Annotated in this window: 5 protein-coding genes and 2 pseudogenes; 5 read left to right on the plus strand and 2 right to left on the minus strand. The window is 75.2% G+C overall.

All coding sequences use genetic code 11. The features are described from left to right. From ACFWZ5_RS07370 to ACFWZ5_RS07390, 5 genes and pseudogenes are all read left to right on the plus strand, one after another. The coding region (locus tag ACFWZ5_RS07370) for a type I polyketide synthase (RefSeq protein ID WP_384890505.1) at positions 1 to 13,785 on the plus strand (13,785 nt) is incomplete at its 5' end. Positions 13,786 to 13,860: 75 nt separating this feature from the next. Then, positions 13,861 to 20,460, plus strand: a pseudogene (locus ACFWZ5_RS07375) (type I polyketide synthase); the annotation flags it as partial. A 49-nt stretch (positions 20,461 to 20,509) separates the two neighbouring features. Further along, positions 20,510 to 21,403 (plus strand): thioesterase II family protein, encoded by an 894-nt coding sequence (locus ACFWZ5_RS07380; RefSeq protein ID WP_384890507.1) that lies wholly within the window; start codon positions 20,510 to 20,512, stop codon positions 21,401 to 21,403. Further along, positions 21,400 to 22,593 carry an alpha-hydroxy-acid oxidizing protein gene (locus ACFWZ5_RS07385; protein WP_384788345.1) on the plus strand — a complete coding sequence of 398 codons (1,194 nt, stop codon included), beginning with the start codon at positions 21,400 to 21,402 and terminating at the stop codon, positions 22,591 to 22,593. Before ACFWZ5_RS07380 ends, ACFWZ5_RS07385 begins: the two co-directional genes overlap by 4 nt. Positions 22,594 to 23,096: 503 nt before the next feature. Next, complete coding sequence (locus ACFWZ5_RS07390) at positions 23,097 to 24,332, plus strand: hypothetical protein (protein ID WP_384788342.1); 1,236 nt, start codon at positions 23,097 to 23,099, stop codon at positions 24,330 to 24,332. Positions 24,333 to 24,580: 248 nt separating this feature from the next. Here the strand turns inward: ACFWZ5_RS07390 and ACFWZ5_RS07395 are convergent, their stop codons facing one another. Together ACFWZ5_RS07395 and ACFWZ5_RS07400 are read right to left on the minus strand one after the other, a co-directional pair. Further along, a complete protein-coding gene (locus ACFWZ5_RS07395; RefSeq protein WP_384788339.1) occupies positions 24,581 to 25,027 on the minus strand; it encodes a hypothetical protein in 447 nt (148 codons plus the stop codon). A gap of 16 nt (positions 25,028 to 25,043) precedes the next feature. After that, positions 25,044 to 25,573 (minus strand): annotated as a pseudogene (locus ACFWZ5_RS07400) (hypothetical protein); the annotation flags it as partial.

The raw sequence follows: 25,573 nt of genomic DNA on the forward strand, positions 1-25,573 counted from the left end.
GCTTCGGCTTCGGCTTCGGCTTCGGCTTCGGCTTCGGCTTCGGCTTCGGCTTCGGACAGAGGGTCGGGTGTCGTCCTCGAACTCGGCCGGGAGGCCCTGGAGCACGCGGGCATCGCCCCGGCGCACCTCCAGGGCAGCGCCATCGGCGTCTTCCTCGGCGCGACGGCCAACGACCACGGCAAACACGGCGACCACGCCAACCACACCGGCCTCGCCCACCGCGTCTCCCTCGCCCTCGGCCTGCGCGGCCCGAGCCTGACCGTCGACGCCGGGCAGGCCTCCTCACTCGTGGCCGTGCACAGGGCGTGCCGGTCGCTGCGCGGCGGCGAGGCCGACGTCGCGCTCGCGGGCGGCATCGCGCTGCCCCTCGCGCGCGTACGACGGGGCGAGGCCGGCGCCGTCGTCGTCCTCAAGACGCTCGCACGCGCCCTCGCCGACGGCGACCGCGTACACGCCGTACTGCGCGGCAGCGCCGTCGACAGCGACAGCGACAGTCGTACGGGCCGCACGCTCCCCCGCGACGACGACCACCGCGACCTGCTGCGCCGCGCCTACGAGCAGGCCGCGACCGACCCCGCCAAGGTCGGCTACGTCGAACTGCACGGCACCGGCACGCCGGTGGGCGACCCGGTGGAGGCCGCCGCGCTCGCCGCGGTGCTCGGCGCGGCCCGCCCCGACGACGAGCCGCTGCTCGTCGGCTCGGCCAGGGCCAGCATCGGGGGCCAGGGTGCCGCCTCGGGCATCGCGGGGCTCCTGAAGGTCGTCCTGTCCCTCACGCACGGCTGGTTGCCGCCGACCCCCGCCATCGCGTCCGCGCACCTCCCTGTTCCGTCGGCCGCGCCGCACCTGCGCGTGCAGGACACCGTGGTCGACTGGCCGGACGGTGAACGGCTCGCCGGTGTCTCGTCGTTCGACGCCGACGGCACCACCTGTCACGTCGTGGTGGCCGCGGCCCCGGAGCACGGGGACGGCACCCGTGGCGCGGCCGAGGTGAGCGCCACCACGTTGCTGCGCGGCGGCGCCCTGCCGTGGCTCGTCTCCGGCCGCAGCGCCGCCGCCGTGCGCGCCCAGGCCGAGCGGCTGCGCGCCCACGTCACCGCGCACCCCGCGTCCGACGCCGATCTGGGGCTCTCCCTCGCCACCACGCACAGCGCGTTGGAGCACCGCGCGGTCGTCCTCGGCGCCGACCGCGCGGAGTTCACCGCGGAGCTGACCTCGCTCGCCGCGGGCCGCCCCACGGCCGCGCAGATCAGCGGGGCCGCGAAGCCGCGCGCCCGCACGGTGTTCGTCTTCCCCGGCCAGGGCCCGCAGTGGACCGGCATGGCGGGCGACCTGCTCGACGCCTCCGACGTGTTCCGCGCCCGGGTGGAGGAGTGCGCGGCCGCGCTCGCCCCGCACATCGACTGGGACCTGGAGGCCGTACTCCGTAACGCGCCCGGCGCGCCCTCGTTGGAGCGCGAGGACGTCGTCCAGCCCGCGCTGTTCGCCGTCATGGTGTCCCTCGCCGCCCTGTGGCAGTCCTTCGGCGTCGAACCGGCGGCCGTCGTCGGGCACAGCAACGGCGAGATCAGCGCCGCCGTGGTCTCCGGCGCCCTGTCCCTGGAGGACGGGGCGCGCGTCGTGGCGCTGTGGAGCAAGGCGATGCGGCCCGTCGTCGGGCAGGGCACGATGCTCTCGGTGCCGCTGCCGGTCGCCGAGGTCACGCCGCGCCTCGACGCGTGGCGGGACCGTCTGTTCGTCTCCACGATCAACGGGCCCCGCCTGTTCACGCTGTCCGGCGACGTCGAGGCGATCGAGGCCTTCCGGGCCGACCTGGTCGCCGAGGGCGTACCGGCCCGGCGCATCCCGATCGACCTGGCGCCGCACTGCCCGCGCATGGAGGTCCTGCGCGAGGAGATCCTCCGCATCCTGGATCCGCTCCAGCCGCGTACGCCGGCGCTGCCGATGTACTCGACCATCACGGGCGAGCGCGTGGAGGGCCCGGTGCTCGACGGCGCGTACTGGATGAGCAACCTCGGCGGCACCGTCGACTTCGAGCGCACCGTCCGCGCGCTCGCCACCGAGTACGACGCGTTCATCGAGGTCACCCCGCACCCGGTGCTCGACATGGCGCTCCACCAGATCATGGAGGACACCGGCTCGGGCGCCGCCGTCGTCGGCACGCTGCGCCGCAACGAGGACGGGCCCCGCCGGTTCCTGACGTCGGCCGCCGAACTGCACGCCGCGGGCGCGGCGGTGGACTGGCGCCCTGCGTTCCCCGCGGACGCGTCGGTCGTGGAGCTGCCGACGTACGCGCTCGACGAGGGCGACGACCACGTCGCGTCGGGTCTGCGCGGCCGGGACCGCGAGGAGACCCTTGCCCGGGTCCTCGACCTGGTCCGCGCCGAGGCGGCCCTGGTGCTCGGCCGCGACGAGAGCGGGGGCTCCGGGGGCCCCGGGGGCGCCACCATCGGCCCCGACCCCAAGGGCGCCTCCCCCGGCCTCGCCCCTGAGGGCGCTTCCGCCGGCCCCGCCCCGGAGGGCGCCCCCGCCCGCCTCGACCCGGAGGCCGCCTTCGTCGACCTCGGCCTGGAGTCCGTGACGGCCCTGGACCTGCGCAACCGCCTGGCCGCCGCGACCGGCCTGAAGCTGCCCGCGACGCTCCTGTTCGACCACCCGACCCCGCGGTCGGTCGCCGAGCGCATCGCCGACGAGCTGGCCGGGACCACTCCCGCACCACAGGCGCAGGCCCGCGGGACCAGGTCCCGGGCGGCGGACGACGACCCGATCGCGATCGTCTCCATGGCCTGCCGCTTCCCCGGCGACGTGGCCTCGCCCGAAGACCTGTGGCAGCTGGTCCTCGACGAGAAGGACGCCGTCTCGCCCTTCCCGGCGAACCGCGGCTGGCCGCTGGACCGGCTCTTCGACGACGACCCCGACCGGGCGGGCCGCTCCTACGCCCGCGCGGGCGGATTCCTGCACGACGCCGACCTGTTCGACGCCGAGTTCTTCGGCATCAGCCCCCGCGAGGCCACGGCCATGGACCCGCAGCAGCGGCTGGTCCTGGAGACGGTGTGGGAGGCCGTCGAGCGCTCCGGCATCGACCCCGCGCGCCTGCGCGGCAGCGGCACCGGCGTGTACGTCGGCGCCATCAAGCAGGACTACGGCCCGCGCCTGGACGCCGCCGACGAGACGGCGAGCGGCTATCTGATCACCGGCAACTTCACCAGCGTCGTCTCCGGGCGTGCCGCGTACACCTTCGGCCTCCAGGGGCCCGCCGTCACCGTCGACACCGCGTGCTCCTCCTCGCTCGTGGCCGTGCACATGGCCGCGCGGGCGCTGCGCGACGGCGAGTGCGACCTGGCGTTCGCGGGCGGGGTGACCGTGATGGCGAGCCCCGGCCTGTTCGTGGAGTTCAGCCGCCAGCGGGGCCTCGCCTCCGACGGGCGCTGCAAGGCGTTCGCGGACTCCGCCGACGGCACCGGGTGGGCCGAGGGCGCGGGCATGCTGATGCTGGAGCGGCTCTCCGACGCGCGCCACAACGGCCACCAGGTCCTCGCCCTGGTCCGTGGTTCGGCGCTCAACCAGGACGGCGCGAGCAACGGCATCTCGGCGCCCAACGGGCCTGCCCAGGAGCGGGTCGTCCTCGACGCGCTCGCCGCGGCCGGCCTGTCCGTCACGGACGTGGACGCGGTCGAGGCGCACGGCACCGGCACCCGGCTCGGCGACCCCATCGAGGCGCAGGCACTGCTCGCCACGTACGGGCGGCGCGGCGCCGAACAGCCGCTGTACCTGGGCTCGTTGAAGTCCAACATCGGTCACGCGCAGGCCGCCGCGGGCGTCGGCGGCCTGATCAAGATGGTGCTGGCACTGCGGCACGGAGTCCTGCCGCGCACCCTGCACGTCGACGAGCCGACGCGCCACGTCGACTGGACCGCGGGCGCGGTGTCCCTCCTGACCGAGGCGCGCCCCTGGCCGGAGACGGGCCGGCCGCGCCGCGCGGGCGTCTCGTCGTTCGGCATCAGCGGCACCAACGCCCACGTGATCGTGGAGCAGGCGCCCGCCGAGGACACCCAGGTCGCCGAGCGCGCCGCCGAGCCCCTGCCCGTACCCGCCACGCCATGGCTGCTGTCCGGGCGCACCCAGCAGGCGCTGCGCGCACAAGCTGCCCGCCTGCGCGACTTCGTGGCGGCCCGGCCCGAGCTCGAACTCCCCGATGTCGGCCGCTCGTTGCTGTCCGCACGCCCCCTGTTCGCCCACACCGCCGCAGTGGTCGGTGAGGACCGCGACGGCTTCCTGCGGGGCCTGTCCGCACTCGCCGCGGGCGAGTCGTCCGCCGATGTCCTGCGGGGCCCGGCGACGCCGCCCACCAAGGCCGCCACGGGCCGCGCCGACCGGGGCAGGACGGCGTTCCTTTTCACCGGCCAGGGCAGTCAGCGCCCGGGCATGGGGCGGGAGCTGTACGGGACGTCCGTGCCGTTCGCCGCCGCGTTCGACGCCGTGTGCGCGCACCTGGATCCCCATCTGCCGCGTCCGCTGAAGGAGTTGGTGTTCGCCGCCGAGGAGTCCGACGACGCCGCGCTGCTGCACCAGACCCAGTACGCCCAGGCTGCGCTGTTCGCCGTCGAGGTCGCGCTGTTCCGGCTCCTGGAGCACTGCGGTACGACGCCCGACTTCCTCCTCGGCCACTCGGTGGGCGAGCTCGCCGCCGCGCACGTGGCGGGGGTGCTCGACCTGGCGGACGCCTGCGCTCTGGTCGCCGCGCGCGGCCGCCTCATGCAGGCCGCGCGGGCCGACGGCGCGATGGTCGCCGTCGAGGCCGACGAGGACGAGATCCGTGCGTCCCTCACGCCGTACGCGGGCCGCCTGGACGTCGCCGCCGTCAACGGCCCCCGCGCCGTCGTCGTGACCGGCGACGAGGACGCCGCCGTCGAACTGGCCGCCGCCTGGAAGGAGAAGGGCCGCCGCACCTCGCGCCTGAAGGTGGGCCACGCCTTCCACTCGCACCACATGGACGGCGTGCTCGACGCGTTCCGCGCGGTCGCGGCGGGCCTGACGTACGCCGCCCCGCGCATCCCGGTCGTCTCCAACCTGACCGGCGCCGTCGCCACCGCGGCCGAGCTCGCGTCACCCGACTACTGGACACGCCACCTGCGCGGCACCGTGCGCTTCCGCGACGGGGTGCGGGTGCTCCAGGACGCGGGCGTCACCGCGTACGTGGAGCTCGGTCCCGACGCCGTGCTCGCCGCGATGGTGCGCGGCTGCCTCGGCGAGGAGCAGGCGGAGACCGCCGCGCCCGTCGCGGTGCTGCGCAAGGGACGACCGGAGGCGCACACGGTCGCCGCCGCGCTCGGCCACGCCGCGCTCCGCGGCGCCGCACCCGACCCGGCGCGGCTCTTCCCCGGGGCCCGCCGCGCCGACCTGCCGACGTACGCCTTCCAGCGCGAGCGCTACTGGCTCGACGCCGCTGCCCTGCCGACCGGCGCGGCCTCGCTCGGCCTGGAGTCGGCGGAGCACCCGCTGCTCGGCGGCATGACGCGCCTGGCCGACGCGGCGGACGGCGACGGTCTGCTCCTGACGGGGCGCCTCTCGCTGCGCGGCCACCCCTGGCTCGCCGACCACGTCATCGCCGGGGCGGCGCTGCTTCCGGGCACCGCGATGGTGGAGCTCGCGGTGGCCGCGGGCGACCGGCTCGGCTGCGGGCGGCTGCGCGAACTGGTCCTGGAGACGCCGTTGACCGTGCCCGATGACGGGGCGGTGCGCCTCCAGGTGACCGTCGGCGCGGCCGACGGCTCCGGCGCGCGGACCGTCGCGATCCACTCGCGCCGCGACGCGGCCACGGACGACGTGCCATGGGACCAGGGCGAGTGGACCCGGCACGCGTCCGGCGTGCTCGCCAGGGACGGCGCGGAGCCGCCCGCGGCCGCGGAGGCGTGGCCGCCGCCGGGCGCGCGGAAGCTGGACACGGACGGCCTGTACGAGCGCCTGGCCGGCCTCGGCTACACGTACGGCCCGGCCTTCCGGGGCCTGGTCGCCGCCTGGCAGGCGGGCGACGAGCGGTACGCGGAGGTGGCGCTGCCCGCGTCCCTGCACGCGGACGCCGCCGCGTACGGCGTGCATCCGGCGCTGCTCGACGCGGCTCTGCACGCGCTGCTGCCCGCTGTCGCGGACGGCTCCGACGACACCGGGCCGCGGCTGCCGTTCTCCTTCGACGGCGTCACGCTGCACGCGTCCGGCGCCACGGCGCTGCGCGTGCGCCTCTCCCCGAAGGGCCGTGACGGCGCCGCCCTGACCGCCACCACGCCCGACGGCGACCCGGTCCTCTCGGCCGAGTCGGTGGCCTTGCGGGCGGTGCCCGCCGACCGGCTCACGCGGGGCGGCGGCGCGCACCACGACGGGCTGTACCGCTACGGCTTCGCGCCGTTCCAGGTCGCCGACGACACCGCCGCGCCGGGGCGATGGTGGGCCGTGCTCGGCGGCGACGCGCCCGGCCTCGTGGCGGCGCTCGGCTCCCGTGGCGTACGCGGTGCGGTCCACGAGTACGCGGCGTACGGCGCAGCGGCAGACGAGAACTACGGGAGCGACACGAGCGACGGGAACTACGGGATCCACGCGGGCCCGACGGCGCTGCTGGACGCGGACGGCGCGGCTCCCGACGTCATCGTGCTGACCCCGCCCGAGCCGGGCGCGGACCCTGTGGGCGGCGCGCACACCGCCGCCGCCCGTGCCCTGGCCGTGGTGCGGAGCGTCCTGGCCGACGAGCGGTTCGCCGCGTGCAAGGTGCTGCTCGTCACGCGCGGGGCCCTGGCCGTGGTGCCCGGCGAGGGCGTGCGGGACCTGCCAGGGGCCGCGGCGCGCGGCCTGCTCCGCACCGCCCGCAGCGAACACCCGGGCCGCTTCGCGCTGGTGGACCTCGACGGCGCCGACGGCGCCCGCCTTTCCGAGCGGTCCCTCACGGCCGTCTTCGCGGCCGTCGCGGACGGCCTCGAACTCGCCGTGCGCGACACGGAGGTGTACGCGCCGCGCCTCGCGCCCGTCCCCGTGACGGCCGCCGCCGCGATCGACGGTGCGGCCGACGGCCCCGGCACCGTCCTCGACCCGGACGGCACCGCCCTGATCACCGGCGGCACCGGCGCGCTCGGCCGGCTCTTCGCCGAGCACGTCGTCGCCCGGCACGGCGTCAAGCACCTGATCCTGGCCGGTCGCCGGGGCCGTGCCGCCGAGGGGGCCGACGAACTGGCCGCCCGGCTCGCCGAGTTGGGCGCCGACGTCACCGTTGCCGCGTGCGATGTGGCCGACCGTGCCGCGCTCGCCGAGCTGCTCGCCACCGTGCCCGCCGCGCACCCGCTGACCGCCGTCATCCACACCGCGGGCGTCCTCGCCGACGCCACGCTGCCGAACCTCACGCCCGACGCCCTGTCCGCGGTGCTGCGGCCGAAGGCGGACGCGGCCTGGAACCTGCACGAGCTGACGGCCGGCGCGCCGCTGACGGCGTTCGTCCTGTTCTCCTCGGTCGCGGGCCTCATCGGCAACGCCGGTCAGGGCAACTACGCCGCCGCCAACGTCTTCCTGGACACCCTCGCGCAGCACCGCCACGCCCAGGGGCTGCCCGCCACCTCACTGGCGTGGGGCCTGTGGGGCCTTGAGGACACGGCCGGGATGGCGGGCACGCTGTCCGACGCCGACCTGGCGCGCTGGCGGCGGGCCGGGCTCGCACCGCTCACCGCCGCGCGCGGCACCCGGATGCTCGACGCGGCCCTCACCACCGGCGAACCCGTCCTGCTCTCGGCCGAGTTGGACCTGGCGGCGCTGCGTGACCCGGACCGCGCGCAGTCGGCCCCGGCACTCCTGCGCGGCCTCGTACGCACCACGCGCCGCCGTGTGAGCGGCGCGACGACCCCGGCGGCGGACGGTACGTCATGGGTGAGCGTCACGGCGGCGCTGCCCGAGGCCGAGCGGCGCCGCGTCGTCACGGACCTGGTCCGGTCGACGGTGGCCGCCGTGCTCGGGCTCACGGGTCCCGCCGCCGTCGCCTCCGGCGCCGCGTTCACCGACCTGGGCATGGATTCCCTGACGGCGCTCGAACTGCGCGGCCGCCTCCGGGCGGTGACCGGCGTCGACCTGCCGACCACGCTGGTCTTCGACCACCCGTCGCCCGGCGCGCTCGTGGACCACCTGCTCGCGGAGGCCGCCGAGGAGACCGGCGGCGTCCGGGGCGCACAGCACGGTTCCGCCGTCGCCGCGGTGACGGCGGACGACCCGGTCGTCATCGTCGGCATGGCCTGCCGCTACCCCGGCGACACCCGGACCCCCGAGGACCTGTGGCGCCTGGTCGAGACCGGCGGCGACGCGATCGGCCCGTTCCCGGAGAACCGCGGCTGGGACGTCGAGAACCTCTACGATCCCGACCCGGAAAGGACCGGCACGTCCTACACCCGGCACGGCGGGTTCCTGTACGACGCCGACCGGTTCGACCCGGAGTTCTTCGGCATCAGCCCGCGCGAGGCGCACGCGATCGACCCGCAGCAGCGGCTGCTCCTGGAGACCAGCTGGGAGGCCGTGGAGCGCGCGGGCATCGCCCCGGCCGCGCTGCACGGCACCCGCACCGGCGTGTTCAGCGGCGTGATGTACAGCGACTACACCGCACGCCTCACCACCGCGCCCGACGACGTGGAGGCGTCCGCGTTCCTCGGGAGCTCCCCGAGCGTGGCCTCCGGCCGCGTGGCGTACACCTTGGGCCTCCAGGGGCCCGCGGTCACCGTCGACACGGCCTGCTCGTCGTCCCTGGTCGCGCTGCACCAGGCCGCGCAGGCGCTGCGCGGCGGCGAGTGCGACCTGGCGCTCGCGGGCGGCGTGACGGTCATGTCGTCGCCCGGCACGTTCCTGGAGTACAGCAGGCGGCGTGGACTCTCCGCGGACGGGCGCTGCAAGTCGTTCGCCGCGAGCGCGGACGGCGTCGGCTGGAGCGAGGGCGTGGGCGTCCTGGTCCTGGAGCGGCTCTCCGACGCCCGGCGCCGCGGCCACGAGGTCCTCGCGGTCGTACGCGGCTCGGCGGTCAACCACGGCGGCGCCAGCAACGGCCTCACCGCGCCGCACGGCCCCGCGCAGGAGCGGGTCATCCGCGACGCGCTCGCCGCCGCGGGCCTGCGCGGTGCCGACGTCGACGCCGTCGAGGCGCACGGCACGGGCACCGAGCTCGGCGACCCGATCGAGGCGCGGGCCGTCATCGCCACGTACGGCCAGGACCGCGCCGCGGACAGGCCGCTGTACCTGGGCTCGCTGAAGTCCAACATCGGGCATGCGCAGGCGGCGTCCGGTGTCGGCGGCGTCATCAAGATGGTCCTTGCGATGCGGCACGGCGTCCTGCCGCGCAGCCTGTACGCCGGCGAGCCGACGCGCCACGTCGACTGGACCGCGGGCGCGGTGTCGCTCCTGGCCGAGGCCACGGCCTGGCCGGAGCTCGACCGGCCGCGCCGCGCCGCGGTGTCGTCGTTCGGCGTCAGCGGCACCAACGCGCACGTGATCCTGGAGCAGGGTCCCGTGGCCGAGGGAACCGCGGCTGAGGAGACCGGCGCTCCCCCGGCGACCGGTGTGGTGCCGTGGGTGGTCTCCGGCAGCACCCCGGCCGCGCTGCGCGCCCAGGCCGAGCGGCTGCGCGACCACGTCGCCGCCCTGCCTCAGCTCGCGCCGCTCGACGTCGCGGCCTCGCTGGTGCGGACGCGGTCGGCTCTGGAGCACCGGGCCGTGGTGGTCGGCGCCGACCGGGACGAACTGCTCGCCGGGCTCGACGCGGTCGGCCGGGGCGCGCGGACGCCGCTGGCCGTGACGGGCCGGGGCGTCGAGGCCGGTGGCGTGGTGTTCGTCTTCCCCGGTGCCGACGCCCACTGGGCGGGCATGGCACGGGAGTTGACGGCGTCGTCGCCGGTCTTCGCGGAGCGGCTCGCCGCATGCGTCGACGCGCTCGGGCCGTTCGTCGACTGGGACGTCCGGGCCGAGCTGGACGGGCCGCTGGACCGCGCCGAGGTGGCGCAGCCGCTGACGTGGGCGGTGTCGGTCGCCCTCGCGCAGTTGTGGCGGGCCCATGGCGTCGAGCCCGCGGCCGTCGTCGGCCACGGCGCGGGTGAGGTCGCGGCGGCCACTGTGGCGGGCGCCCTGTCCGTCGAGGACGCGGCGCGGGTCGTCGCGGTGCGCGCCAAGGCCGTCGCCGGGTACCTGTCCGGGACGGGTGGCATGGGCGGTACGGGTGGCACGGGTGGTGCGGGCGGCATGGTCGCGCTCGATCTGCCGCGCGCCGCCGCCGAGGCCCGGATCGCCGCGTACGACGGCCGGATCGCCGTCGCCGCGGTCGACAGCCCTTCGGGCACGGTGGTCGCGGGTGAGACCGCGGCCCTGGACGAGCTGCTCGCGGCCTGTGCGGCGGAGGGCGTCACGGCGCGCCGCGTCGCGGTCGACCACGCCCCGTTCACCACAGCGTCCGACGCCGTCGCGGCGGAATTCCTCGGCGTGCTGGGCGAGATCACCCCACGGCCCCCGCGAGTGCCGTGGTACTCCACGGTGACCGGCGAGGCCGTCGGCCCGGCCGGGCCCGACGCCGCGTACTGGGTGCGCAACCTGCGGGAGCCGGTCGCGTTCCACACGGTGATCGAGCGTCTTGCCGGACTCGGCCACCAGCTGTTCGTGGAGGCGGCGCCGCACCCGGTCCTGACGCCCGCGGTCGCCGAGACCGCCGCGCGGGCGGGGCTTGGCGACGTGACCGCCATCGGGTCGCTGCGCCGCGGCGAGGGCGGCCTCGGCCCGTTCGCGCTCGCGCTGGGTGAGGCGTACGCGCACGGCGCGGCCGTCGACTGGAGCGCGTTCCTGGGCGGCGGGCGCACCGTGGCGCTGCCCACGTACGCGTACCAGCGCGACAGCTACTGGCTCACCGCCCCGGCCACCGCGCCCGCCCCGGACACCGCCGGGCACCCGCTGCTCGGTCAGGCCGTCGAACTGGCCGGAGGCCAGGGCTGGCTGTTCACCGGCGCGGTCGACCCGGGCGCCCACCGGTGGCTCCTGGACCACACGCTGGTGGGCCAGCCGCTGCTGCCCGGCGCCGCCGTCGCGGAACTCGCCCTGTACGCGGGCCGCACGTCCGGCGCGGAGCGCGTCCGGCACCTCACCCTCGAAGGGCCGCTGCTGCTCACCGAACCCGTGGACCTCCAGCTGATGGTGGGCCCCGCGGACACCGACGGATCCCGTCCCTTCAGCCTCCACGCGCGGCCCGCTGCCGCGTCCAAGGAGGACTGGACACGCCATGCGGTCGGTGTCCTGGAGGAGGCCGGGTCCGGCGCTGCCGCGGATCCCGACGGCTCGGCCGCGCTCACCGTGTGGCCGCCGCAAGGCGCGACGCCCGTGCCCGTCGAGGGCCTCACCGCCGAACTGGCCAGGATCGGCTACGCGTACGGCCCTGCCTTCCAGGGTCTGAGCGCCGTCTGGCGCGCGGGCCGTGACCTGTACGCCGAGGTCGCCCTGCCGCCGGAGGCCCCCGGCCGCGGCTTCCAGCTGCACCCGGCCGCCCTGGACGCCGCCCTGCACGCCCTGGTCGGCGGGGCCGAGGGCGAGGGCAGCCGCAGAGTCGTGCCGTGCGCCTGGCGCGGCCTGGCCCTCCACTCCCCCGGCGCGACCGCGCTGCGGGTCCGGATCCGTCACCGCGCGAAGGACACCTGTTCCGTGCACATCGCCGATGAGAACGGCACGCCGGTTCTCGACGCCACCTCCCTCACCGTGGGCGAGGTCCCGGCCGAGACGCTCGCGTCGGCCGCGTCCGCCACCTCGGACGACAGGGCCGCCCTGTTCGCCCTCGACTGGACCGAGCGTGACGTGTCGCAGGCGGTCCCGACGGGCCGGTGGGCGGTCGTGGGCACCGACCCCGCCCAACTGACGAGCGCGATCCGTGCCGCGGGGGTGACCGTCGACGCCCATCCGGACCTGGCCGGGCTGCGTGCGGCGCTCGACGACGGGGCCCCGGCGCCCGCCGTCGTCGTCGCCACCGCGCTCGGCGGGAGCGCCGCACCCAGCACGCCCGCCCCCGGCGAGTCCGCCACCAGCGGCATCGCCACGGCCGGTGGGTCCACCGAACCCAATGCCCCCACCAACGAGCCCACCGACCCCACTGAAGCCCCGATAGCCGCCGCCCGCACAGCACTCGCGCTCGCCCAGGCCCTGCTCGCCGACGCACGCCTGGACGGCACCCGGCTCACCCTGGTGACCGAGCGCGCCGTCGCGGTCGCCGCCGACGAGCACCCGGACCTCACCGGGACGCCGGTGTGGGGCCTCATCCGCACCGCGCAGACGGAGAACCCCGGCCGCTTCACCCTGGTCGACACCGACGGCCGCCCCGAGTCCGTACACGGCGTCGTGCAGGCGGTGGCCTCCGCCGAGCCCCAACTGGCGCTGCGCGCCGGGCGGGTGAGCACGCCGGGCCTGCGCCCGCACGAGCCACGGACGGCACGGACGGTGCAGACGGTGCGGACGGACGTACCGAAGGCCTTCACGGACACCCGAACGGCGTTCGACGAGCACAGCCACGTCCTGGTCACCGACGGCCTCGGCCCCCTCGGCCGACGCCTCTCCCGGCACCTCGTAGCCGCGTACGGCGTGCGCCGCCTGCTGCTCACCGGCAGCCAGGGGCTACGGACGCCGGATGCCGTCGCGTTCGTGGCCGAACTGCGGGCCGCGGGCGCCGAGGTGACGGTCGCGGCCTGCGACCCCGCCGACCGGGCCGCGCTCGCCGCCGTCCTCGACGCCGTGCCGGGCGCACACCCGCTGACCGGCGTGGTGCACACGGCGGGCGTACTCGACGACGCGCTGTTCGGCGCCCTGACGCCGGATCACCTGGAGCGGGTGCTGCGCCCCAAGGCCACGGGCGCCGCGCTCCTGCACGAGCTCACCGCGGACCTCGGCCTCACGGCGTTCGTGCTGTGCTCCTCGTTCGCGGGGACGCTCGGCACGCCCGGTCAGGGCAACTACGCGGCGGCCAACGCCTATCTGGACGGCCTCGCGCAGCAGCGCCGCGCCGCGGGGCAGCCCGCGCTGTCCCTCGCGTGGGGCCTGTGGGCGGACGGGGCCGCGGCGACCGGGGACCTGAGCGAGGCCGACCTGCTGCGCCTGCGGCGCTCGGGGATCGGCTCGCTGTCCGCGGAGGCCGGGCTCGCCCTGTTCGACGCGGCGCTCGCCGACGGGGCCCCGTACCTCGCGGCCGTGGTGCTGGACCCGAGCGCCCTGGACGCGGCGACCGCTCCGGCCGTCCTGCGGGACCTCGCCCCGCACGGTGCCGGGGCCGGGCCCGTCGAGGACACCGCCGCCGCGCTGCGCGAGAAGCTGGCCCGCGCCCCCGAGCGCGAGCGCCGCCACATCCTGCGCCGCGCCGTGCGCACGCAGGTGGCCGCCGTCCTCGGCGAGCCGCAGGACAAGGTGGCGGCGCACCGCCGCTTCCAGGACCTCGGCCTCAGCTCGCTCACCGCGGTCGAGCTGCGCAACCGTCTCCTCGCGGCGACGGGCGTCAAGCTGCCGCCCACGCTGGTCTTCGACCACCCCACTCCGGCCGCGCTCGCCGACAAGCTGCTCACCGCGCTCACCGCACTCACCGCGCCCACCGCCGAACCGGCGGACCCGCACGCGCAGGTCGCACAGCCCGAGCAGGACGCCCCGAACCCGCACGACCCGCGGAACGCCTTGCTGGGCGCCGACCTGGCCGAGAGCGAAAGCCTCCTGGACGAGATGAACACCGACGACTTGATCCGCCTGGCTCTGGGCGACAGCGAGTCCTGACACCGCCCGACACACAGAACCACCGTCCGGCACACGCAACCCACGCCCGGCACAGGGACATTTGGAGAGAACACGATGGCGCCCACATCACCCCAGCAGGTCGTCGACGCGCTGCGGGCCGCGCTGAAGGAGAACGAGCGGCTCAAGGCCGTGGCCGCCCGCGCACGGGAGCGCGACGAGGAGCCGATCGCGATCGTCGCGATGTCCTGCCGCTTCCCCGGCGGCGTCAGCTCGCCGCAGGAGCTCTGGCAGCTGGTCGTCGACGAGGTCGACGCGGTCGGCCCGTTCCCCACCGACCGCGGCTGGGACCTCACGCACCTCTTCGACCCCGACCCGGACCACGCGGGCACCTCCTACGTCGAACAGGGCGGATTCCTCTACGACGCCGCCCGGTTCGACCCCGAGTTCTTCGGCATCAGCCCGCGCGAGGCGCACGCGATCGACCCGCAGCAGCGGCTCCTGTTGGAGACCGCATGGGAGGCGTTCGAGAACGCGGGCATCGACCCCGCGACGCTGCGCGGCAGCCGCACCGGCGTCTTCGTCGGCACCATGTACGACGACTACGCGGCGCGCCTGTCCCCCGCCCCGGAGGAGTACGAGGCGTATCTGACCATCGGCAGTGCGGGCAGCGTCGCCTCCGGCCGTCTGTCGTACACCTTCGGCCTCCAGGGCCCGGCGATCAGCGTGGACACCGCGTGCTCCTCGTCGCTCGTGGCGCTGCACCTGGCGGTCGACGCGCTGCGCCGCGGCGAGTGCACGATGGCGCTCGCGGGCGGTGTGACGCTGATGGCGACGCCGAACTCCTTCGTGGAGTTCAGCCGTCAGCGCGGTCTGTCCCGCGACGGCCGCTGCAAGTCGTTCGCGGCGTCCGCCGACGGCACCGCCTGGGCCGAGGGCGCGGGCCTGCTGCTCGTCGAGCGCCTGTCGGACGCCCGGCGCCACGGCCACCCCGTGCTCGCCGTGGTGCGCGGCTCGGCCGTGAACCAGGACGGCGCGAGCAACGGCCTGACCGCGCCCAACGGGCCCGCCCAGGAAGCCCTGATCCAACAGGCCCTCGCCGCGTCCGGCCTGACCGGCGCCGACGTCGACCTCGTGGAGGCCCACGGCACCGGCACGCCCCTCGGCGACCCCCTGGAGGCGGGCGCCCTCATCGCCACGTACGGCGCGGCCCGCACCGCGGACACCCCGCTGTATCTCGGCTCGCTGAAGTCCAACCTCGGTCACATGCAGGCGGCCGCCGGTGTCGGCGGTCTCATCAAGCTGACCCTCGCCCTGCAGCACGGCCTGATGCCCAAGACGCTGCACGTGGACGAGCCGAGCCCGGGCGTCGACTGGTCCGCCGGCACCCTGTCGCTGCTCACCGAGGCCAGGAGCTGGCCCGAGGTCGACCGGCCGCGCCGCGCCGCCGTGTCCTCCTTCGGCATCGGCGGCACCAACGCGCACGTCATCCTGGAGCAGGCGCCCGAGCCTTCGGCCCCGGCCGACCGGGAGCCCACGGTCCCGCTGCCCGCCGTCCCGCTGCTCCTGTCCGCCAACTCCGAGACGGCGCTGCGCGCCCAGGCCGACCGCCTGCACCAGCACCTGACCGCCCCCGGGCCCGCCGAGACCGCCGAGACCGCCGAATCCGCCGAGGCCGCCGAATCCGCCGAGGCCGCCGATCTGGCCTCGCTGGGCTTCTCGCTGGCCACCACGCGCGGCCACCTCACGCACCGCGCGGTGCTCCTCGCCACCGACTGCGAGGACCTGCTCGCGGGCCTGCGCGCGCTCGCCGACGGCACACCGGGCCCGGACACCGTGCAGGGCAAGGCCGTCGAGGGCCGCACCGCGTTCCTGTTCGCCGGTCAGGGCTCCCAGCGTGCGCAGATGGGCAAGGAGCTGTACGCGGCGTTCCCCGCGTACGCCGAGGCGTTCGACGCCGTGTGCGCGGTCGTCGACCCGCACCTGGCCACGCCGCTGCGCGAGGTCGTCTTCGCCGCCGAGGGCACGCCCGGGGCCGACCTGCTGCACCGCACCGAGTACACCCAGCCCGCCCTGTTCGCGGTCGAGGTCGCCCTGTTCCGGCTCTTCGCGTCGTGGGGGATCCGGCCGGACGCGGTCCTCGGGCACTCCGTGGGCGCCTTCGCGGCCGTGCACGCCGCCGGTGCGCTGTCCCTGGAGGACGCCGCGCAGCTCGCGGTGGTACGCGGCCGGATCATGCAGCAGCTCCCGGCGGGCGGCGCGATGGTGGCCCTGCGCGCCTCCGAGGAGCAGGCCGTCGAGCTGCTCTCCGACTGCGCGGGCACGGTGTCCCTTGCCGCGGTCAACGGTCCGGCCGCGACGGTGCTCTCCGGTGAGAAGGGGGCCCTGGCGGCCACCATCCGGCCGTTCGAGGAGGCGGGCGGCAAGGCGACCTGGCTGAAGGTCAGCCACGCCTTCCACTCGCCGCTGATGGAGCCCGCGCTCGCCGAGTTCCGCGCCCTCGCGGCGCGGCTGGAGTTCCGCTCCCCCGAACTCACCGTGATCTCCGACCTGACGGGGCGCCCCGTCGAGCCCGAAGAGCTTGCGGACCCGGACTACTGGGTGCGGCACATGCGCCAGGCGGTCCGCTTCCAGGACGGCGTGCACAGCCTCGCCGAGGACGGCTGCACCCGCTTCCTGGAGATGGGCCCGTCCGGCGACCTCACGGCGATGGCCGCCGACTGCCTCGCCGCCACGGACAGCTCACGCGCCGCGCACGAGCTGATACCGGCCCTGCGCCGCCGCCACCCGGAGCCGGGCACGCTCCTTGCCGCGCTCGCCCGCGCGCACGCCAGTGGCGCCGAGGCCGACTGGGCCGCGGTCTTCGCGGGCCAGGGCGCGCGCCGCGTCCCGCTGCCCACGTACGCCTTCCAGCACCGCCCGTACTGGCTGGACAAGCCGGTGGTCTCCGGTGACGTGCGCTCGGCGGGTCTGGGCGCGCTCGACCACCCGATCCTGACGGCCGTCGCCGAACTCCCGGGGCTCGACGGGCTGCTGCTCACCGGCCGCCTCTCCCTGGCGACGCACCCGTGGCTGGCCGACCACAGGGTCGGTGACCAGGTCCTGGTGCCGGGCACCGCGCTGCTCGACCTCGCGGCGTGCGCCGCGCGTGCGGCGGGCTGCGGCGCCGTGGAGGAACTGCTCCTGGAGGCTCCGCTGAGCGTCCCCGAGGACACGGAGATCCAGCTCCGGGTGTTCGTCGCGGCCCCGGACGCCACCGGCAGCCGCGCGGTCACCGTCCACTCGCGCCGCGAGAGCGACCCCTCCGACCCGAGCGACGCCTCCAACGCGAGCCGCACCTCCGACGCGAGCACCGCTTCCGACGCGTCGGCCGACTGGCTGCGCAACGCGAGCGGCACCGTCGCACAGGCCACCGACGAAACCCCGGCCGCCGACCTCACGGCCTGGCCCCCGCAGGGCGCCGAGCCCCTGCCGGTCGCCCCGGACGACCTGTACGCCGACCTCGCCGCCAAGGGCCTGACGTACGGCCCGGCCTTCCGCGGCGTGAAGGCGCTGTGGCAGCGCGGCGACGAGGTGTTCGCCGAGGTGGCCCTGCCCGACGACCGGCAGCCGGGCCCCGGCGCCTACGCGCTGCACCCGGCGCTGCTCGACGCGGCCCTGCACCCGTCGGCGCTCGGCGGCCTGACCGACGCGGGTGGCAGGACACTGCTGCCGTACGCCTGGAACGGCGCGCGCACGCTGGGCACCGCACAGGCGGCCCTGCGCGTGCGGCTCGCCCCGGTCGGCCGGAACACGATCTCGGTGGACGTCGCCGACGCCGCGGGCACACCGGTGGCCGCGATCGGTTCGCTGACCCTGCGCCCGGCCGCCGCGGCCGCCACGGGCGAGCGGGACGGCCTGTACGTGCCGACGTGGGAGCCGCTCGCCGAGCTGCCCGCCACGGCCGACACGGAGACCTGGGCGGTCATCGGGGAGTTCACCGACGAGGCGCTGCGCGGCACCGTCGACCGGCGCTACGCCGACCCGACCGCCCTCGCCACCGCCCTGGACGAGGGCGAGGAGGCCCCGGAGGTCATCCTGCTGCCCGTCGCCGCGGGCCCCGCCGACGAGACCCCGGACCCGGCGGCCGTCCGCGCCTGCCTGCACCACGTCCTGACGGCCGCTCAGCTCGTCCTGGACGACGACCGGCTCGCCACGACCCGCCTGGTCGCGGTCACGCGCGGCGCCGTCGCCGTGGACGGCGAGCAGCCGACCGCGCGGCTCGGCCTGCGCGCCGTGTGGGGCCTGTTGCGGTCGGCGTACGCCGAGCACCCGGGCCGCTTCGCGCTGCTCGACGAGGACGGCACGGCGGGCTCCCGCACCGCGCTCACGGCCGCGGTCGCGGCAGCGGCCGACGAGCCCCAGCTGGCGCTGCGCGGCGGCACCGCCTACCGCCCGGCCCTGACCACGTCGGCGCCCGCAGGGACGCTGCACTCGCCGCTTGACGAGCCGAACTGGTACCTGGACTACGTCGCCAAGTCGTCCTTCGCGAACCTGTCGTTCGAGCCGTGGCCGGAGGTCGCCGAGCCGCTGCGGGAGGGCCAGATCCGCCTGCGGCTGCGCGCGGCCGGGCTGAACTTCCGCGAGGCGCTGCTCGCGCTCGGCGTCATCCCCGCCTCCGTCGACGTGAACGCGTCCGACAACGGCGGCGGCGGTGAGGGCGCGGGCGTCGTCGTCGAGGTCGGGCCCGGCGTCACGGACCTGAAGCCCGGTGACCGTGTGATGGGGCTCATCAACGGCGTCGGCCCGAACACGGTCACCGATCACCGGCTGGTGTGCCGGATCCCCGACGGCTGGTCGTTCCAGCAGGCCGCCGCGGTCCCGGTGACCTATCTGACGGCGTATTACGGCCTGGTGGACCTGGCGCGGCTCGGCCGGGGCGAGTCGGTGCTCGTGCACGCGGGCGCCGGCGGCGTCGGCACCGCGGCCGTCCAGATCGCCTGGCACCTGGGCGCCACGGTCTACTCCACGGCGAGCCGGGGCAAGTGGGACGCGCTGCGCGCCGCGGGTGTGGCCGACGAGCGCATCGCCTCCTCCCGGACGCTGGACTTCGAGCAGTCGTTCCTGGCGGCCTCCGGCGGCAAGGGCGTCGACGTCGTCCTGAACTCGCTCGCCGGTGAGTTCGCCGACGCGTCGCTGCGCCTGCTGCCGCGCGGCGGCCGGTTCCTGGAGATGGGCAAGACCGACCGGCGCGACCCCGCCGAAGTGGCCGCGCTCCACCCAGGCGTCAACTATCGCGCGTACGACGTGCGCGAGCCGGGCCCGGACCGCATCAAGGCGATGCTCCACGAACTTCTCGACCTGTTCGAGCAGGGGGCGCTGCAGGCCCCGCCGATCTCGGTGTGGGACATCCGCCGCGCCCCGGACGCCTTCCGGTACCTGAGCGAGGCCCGGCACATCGGCAAGGTCGTCCTGGCCCTGCCGGACGCGGCCGAGCCCTGGGACACCACGCGCGCCACCCTGATCACCGGCGGCCTCGGCTGGCTCGGCCGCCTCGTGGCCCGGCACCTGGTGGCCGAGCACGGCGCGCGCAGCCTGGTCCTGATGGGCCGGGGCGCGCCAGGTGAGGACGCGCGGCGCGATCTCGACGAGCTGCGCGCGCAGGGCGTGGACGTGCGCGTGGTGGCCTGCGACGCGGCGGACCGGGACGCGCTCGCCGCGGCCCTCGACGCCCTCGCGGCGGACGGCGTGCGCCTGGGCGGTGTCGTGCACGCGGCCGGTGTCCTGGACGACGGCGTCCTCGCCGACCTGACGCCGGAGAGCCTGGAGACGTCGCTGCGCCCGAAGGTGGACGCGGCGCTCAACCTGCACGAGCTCACCGACCACCTGGGCCTGGACGCGTTCGTGCTGTTCTCCTCGCTCGCCGGGACCATGGGCTCGGCCGCGCAGGGCGGTTACGCCGCGGGCAACGCCTTCCTCGACGGCCTGGTGGAGTACCGGCGTTCGCTGGGCAGGCCCGGCGTCTCCATCGCGTGGGGCCTGTGGCAGGGCGTCGGCGGCATGGGCTCCGGGCTCACCGACACCGACCTCACGCGCATGGGTCGTATCGGTGTGGCGCCGCTGACGTCCGAGCAGGGCATCGCGCTGCTCGACGCGTCGGTGCGCCGGGACAGCGCGGTGGCCGTGGCCGCCGCCTGGAACCTCCAGGGCCTGCGCGCGTCGGTCGCGAGCGGTGGCACCGTCCCGCCGCTGCTGAGGAACCTGGTGCCCACACCCGTTGCCGTCGAGGCGGCAGCGGCGGACCCGGTGCCCGCGCAGGGCCCGGCGACCGGTGACCGCCTCCTGGACGCCGTCCTGGGCGAGGTCGCGGCCGTCCTCGGCCACGCCTCCGGCGCGGTCGTCGACCCGCACGGCGCCTTCGACCAGATCGGCTTCGACTCGCTGACCGCGGTGGAGCTGCGCAACCGGCTCGGCGCCGCGACCGGCGTGAAGCTGCCCGCCACGTTCATCTACGACTGGCCGACCCCGGCGGAGCTCGTGGAGCACCTGAAGGCGGAGCAGGGATACGTTGACGGAGCGGACGACACCGAGGGCACGGGGGCGAACGACGCCCAGGCCCTCCTGGACGAACTGACCGAGCTGGAGACGGCGTTCGCCGACACCCGGCTCAGCGACGCGGTGCGCGCCACCGTGTCCGACCGGCTCGGCGCGCTCCTCGCCAAGCTGGGTTCCTCTTGACCGAGAACTGCCCCAGACCTCACCGAGAAACGAACGGAATGCCCAGTTCATGACCGACAATCGGGCCGCCGCGGCGGCCACCGGTTCGACCCGGCCCGCCGGTGCCTCCCCAGGGGGCGCGGCCCGGCGGCCGGGTCAGTGGATACGTACGTTCCACCCGCGCCCCGGCAGCCGGGCCCGCCTGCTGTGCTTCCCGCACGCGGGCGGCCCCGCGATGGCGTTCACGGCGCTGTCCGCGGCGCTGCCCGAGGACGTCGAGCTGCTCGCCGTGCAGTACCCGGGGCGGCAGGACCGCAGGTCCGAGCCGTTCGCGGAGAGCGTCACGGCGCTTGCCCGCGGTGCCGTGGACGCGCTGCGGGCGCGGGGGCACGACGACAGGCCGCTGTTCGTCCTCGGGCACAGCATGGGGTCCGTCGTCGCGTTCGAGGCGACCCGCATCCTCGAGGCGGAGGCGCCGGGCGCGGCGGCGGAAGGTCCCGCCGTGGTCCGCCTGTTCGTCTCCGCCGCCGCGCCGCCCTCGGCCCCCTGGCACAGGAGCGGCGACGGCGAGGAGAGCGACGAGGCCGTCGTACGCCACGTGCGGTGGCTCGGCGGCGTACCGGAGGCGCTGCTCAACGACCCGGAGACCGTCGGTGAGATGGTGCGTCTGATGCGCGGCGACAACGAGGCGCTGCGCGGCTACCACTGTGCGGCCGGCGCCGCCGTGGCGGCGCCGATGACGGCGCTGCTCGCCGACGACGACCCCAAGAACAGCGCGGAGGAGACGGCGGGCTGGTCCTGCCACGCCACGGGCGAGTTCGCCGTGGAGACGACGCCCGGCGGCCACTTCGCGCTGACCGAGCGCGACTCCCCGGCCGCCGAGGTGCTCACCCGTCACCTCCGCAAGGACCTGCACCGGCTCGCGACGGCGGCCGGTGGCGACGAACAGGCAGGCAGCGCATGACCGAAGCAGCGGACACGCCCCGCGCCCCCCGCTCCGAACTGGTACGGCAGATCTATCTGGCCGGGATGACGGGCAGCAAGCCCAAGCTGTCCACGGACCTGACGAGCCTTCAGGAGGCGGCGCGCGCGGTCCTCGAACCGCACGCGCACGCGTACATAGCCGGTGACGCGGGCACCGGCGCGACGGGCCGCCGCAACCGCGCGGCGTTCGACCGCTGGCAGTTGGTGCCGCGCATGTGGCGGGGCGTCAGCGAGCGCGACCTGTCGGTGTCGGTGCTCGGGCAGCGCCTTCCGGTGCCGGTGCTGCTGGCGCCGGTGGCCGCGCAGACGGTGGCGCACCCCGAGGGCGAGCTGGCCTCGGTCCGGGCCGCGGCGGAGGTGGGCGTGCCGTTCGCGCTGTCCTGCTTCTCCTCGCACTCCATGGAGGACGTGGCGAAGGAGGCCGGGGCCGAGGCCCGCTGGTTCCAGCTGTACTGGCCGAACGACCGCGACGTCGCCGAGTCCCTCGTCCGCCGCGCCGAGGCGGCCGGGTACACGGCGCTCGTCGTCACGGTGGACAACCCCACGTTCGGCTACCGGCCGAGCGACCTGGACGCCGGGTACATCCCGTTCGTGCACGGCGAGGGCATCGCCAACTTCACGAGCGACCCGGTCTTCCGGTCCCAGCTCCCCGCCGACGGCGGCGATCTGGCGCCCCTCGTGCACTGGGCGGAGATCTCCGCCAACCCCACGCTCACGTGGGACGACCTGCCCTGGCTCCGGGAGCGCACGACGCTGCCGATCCTCATCAAGGGCGTCCAGCACCCGGAGGACGCCCGCAAGGCGCTCGCGGCGGGTGCGGACGGCCTCGTCGTGTCCACGCACGGCGGCCGCCAGCTCGACGGCGGCGTGGCCGCGCTCGACGCGCTGCCCTCGGTGCGGGCCGCCGTCGGCCCGGCCACGCCGGTCCTGATGGACTCCGGCATCCGCACCGGCACGGACGTCCTCAAGGCCCTCGCCCTCGGCGCGGACGCCGTGCTGCTCGGCAGGCCGTACGTGTACGGCCTCGCCCTGGACGGCCGCGCGGGCGTCGAACACGTCCTGAACTGCCTCCTCGCGGACCTGGACCTGGCGATGACCCTGACCGGCTGCCGCTCGATCGCGGAGGTCACCAGGGACCTGGTAACACCGGAGGGCCCACTGCCGTACTGAGCTCTCCGCACGACCTGCACAAGGCCCCGGCCCGGCCCTCCCCTCACCGGAGGCCCGGGCCAGCCATTTCCTGCCCCGCCCGTCAGCTGGCACCACCTGACAGCCCCTCGCACTGATCCCCGACTTCACCCTCACAGCAGCGCCCCGTTGCGCTCCGGTCGGGGTGCCAGCGAGCCCTTCTTGGACAGCACTTCTGCGTAATCTGTGCATATTTGAAATTTTTTGTCTTTTCGGACTGGTTTGTTCCACGGCGGGTATGCCAGTGCCATACTGCCGTCACGACGCAAGTAGCCCAACTCCCGTGATAACGAGACATTTTGGATCCCGTCGTGGCCCAGCCCCCGCCCGGCAGTGCGTACTCCAGGTGAGTACTCCAGGAGTGATCCCTGGCTCCGTTCCACGCCGTTGGCTCGGTCCGTCGTAGCGATTCCGCACCGCTGCGGGCCCCCAGGGGATCCTCCGTCCCCACCGCCACGATGCGGACGCGGGAAGGGGACATCGACATGTCTCGCACCACACACACCCACCCACCGCACCGCAGACTTCGGTCCCGGCTGACCGTCCTGCGACGCTCGCAGACCAGGCTCCGGAACATCGCGGCGCTGATGGGGGCACTGATCCTCACGACGACCTTCGTGATCGCGCTGCCGACGACCATCGCCTCCGCCGCGATCAAGACGGCGCCCCTGGCCCCGGAGTTGAGCGTGGCGAAGTCGGCGTCGCCGACCACGGTCTCGGCCGCCGGGGAAACGGTGACGTACTCGTACCTGGTGACCAACTCCGGCGACGAGAACCTGAGCAACGTGTCGGTCACGGATACGTTCACCGCCCCCGCCGGCCCGCCGGTCACCGTCACCTGCCCGCAAACCGCATTGGCCCCGGGCGAGGCCATGCTCTGCACGTCCTCCCCGTACACGGTGACGCAGGCGGACATCGACAATGGCACCATCGTCAACACCGCGACCGCGGTCGGCACTCCTCCGGCGGGCCCACCGGTCACATCGCCGCCCGCCACCGCGACCGTGACAGTGACAGGGGCCCCGACCGGGGCGGACCTCACCACGACCATCGCCGACACCCCTGACCCGGTGGCACTCGGCGACACCTTCACCGACACCGTGACCGTCACCAACAACGGCCCCGGCAGCGCCTCCTCGGTCACCACCTCCATCACCTACACGGGCGCCGCCGCCGGCGTGGGCAACGTGACCGCCAGCCAGGGCACCTGCACGCCCAGCGGCTCCACGGTGAACTGCACCCTCGGCTCCCTGGCCAACGGCGCCTCGGCCACAGTGGAAATCACCGTCGAACCCGCGGCGACCGGCACGGTCACCGCGACCGCCACCACCAGCGCCACCGAGAACGACCCGGCGCCCGGCAACAACGACGCCACCGAATCCACCACCGTCAACAACGCAGGCGGCTGCACCCTCACCGGAACCCCCGGCAACGACACGATCACCGGCACCAACGGCAACGACGTGATCTGCGCGCTCGGCGGCGACGACACCGTCAACGCCGACAACGGCGACGACACCGTCTACGGCGGCACCGGAAACGACACCCTCAACGGACAGAACGGCAACGACACCCTCAACGGCGGCCCCGGGGACGACACCCTCAACGGCGGCCACGGCGACGACACCATCCACGCAGGCGCCGGAGACGACACCGCCGACGGCGGCAACGGCACCGACACCTGTCCCGGCACCGAACACCCCACCAGCTGCACCGCGTAGAGCCACCCGCACCACAGCCGCACCACCACTGCAGCCGACCGAATCCACCGGCCGGCTGCAGCCACGGAACTGCGCGCGCCGCATCTCGTTCGTCGTAGCCGCCATGGAAGGAGCGGTCACCACCAGGTTCGCGGCCTGGAGCCCTCGGCAGTACCCCGCACCTCGGCTGCTTCCGGAGTGCTGGCAGCGACGCTTTCAGCAGCCGGGCAAGACAGCCTCAGCCGTGGCCGCCTGTGCCGCTCAGTGGCTCACGAGCGCAGGAAGACGAGGTTGAGCGCTGTGCCGCCGGCGACAGAGGAGTTGAGGTTGAACGGGATCCTGTCCCAGCCCTTCTCCGGCGCGTCGGTGGCCTTGATGACGTCGATGTCGATGATCTCGCTGTCGCCCTCTTCGGCCGCCGTGGTGTACGCGAGGTAGAAGGGAACGGCGGGGCCACCGCCCGCTCCCGGGGAGCCGTCGTTGAGATTCAGAGCGGACTGCTCGGCCCGGTACACGCGTGACGGCTGCGCCCACGCCAAGTGGAGGACGAGGTTTGTCAGCGCGGCCCCCTCTTCCCGCATGTAGGCGAGGTACCTGCCCTTGCCCTTCTCATTCATGTTCAGGCGGCTGTTGACGAGGGTGTAGCCCGTAGGGACATCACTGGCGGATTCGAAGACCCAAAGACTGGTGATTCCCTTTTGTGCGCTCGCGGCCATGTGCTCCTCCTTGGATTCAGGAACGGGGCTGGACGGTGAGGTGGATGTCTTTGCGCACGTCGGCACGTTCGGGCGAGGTGACCGTGACGGTGAAACCACCCGGCGTGTCCCCGGCATACAGCGCCGTCGCAGGCGCCACACCCTGGTCATCGGTTCGGGACGGGTACGCGGTCGCCCCGGTGCCGAACACGGAGCCGGTGGATCCATTGATGGTGAAGGTGATGGGCAGCGAGCGCACAGCGACGTCGTTCTCGGTGATGTGCACGTCGAGCTTGCGCGTGAACGCGCAGTCGACCTGCTCTGCCTGATGGTCGGCAAGCGGGTCCACCAGATCCACCGACACCGTTGGAGAAGGCGTCTGCACGGAGAAGTGGCGGGGGGCGGAGGCCGGTGAGTCCAGGCCGCTTCTGTGTGCGGTGGCGGTGAGGGTGTGCGGACCCGCAGTCCAGTCGGTCGTGGGGCTGTACGTCCAGGTGGTGCCGGTCACGCGTGCCTCACCCGGCAGCGGAGTACCCCCCTCAGCGAGGGTCACCTTCTCCACCCCGG

It is taken from the genome of Streptomyces sp. NPDC059003, assembly GCF_042740445.1.
Classification (GTDB): domain Bacteria; phylum Actinomycetota; class Actinomycetes; order Streptomycetales; family Streptomycetaceae; genus Streptomyces.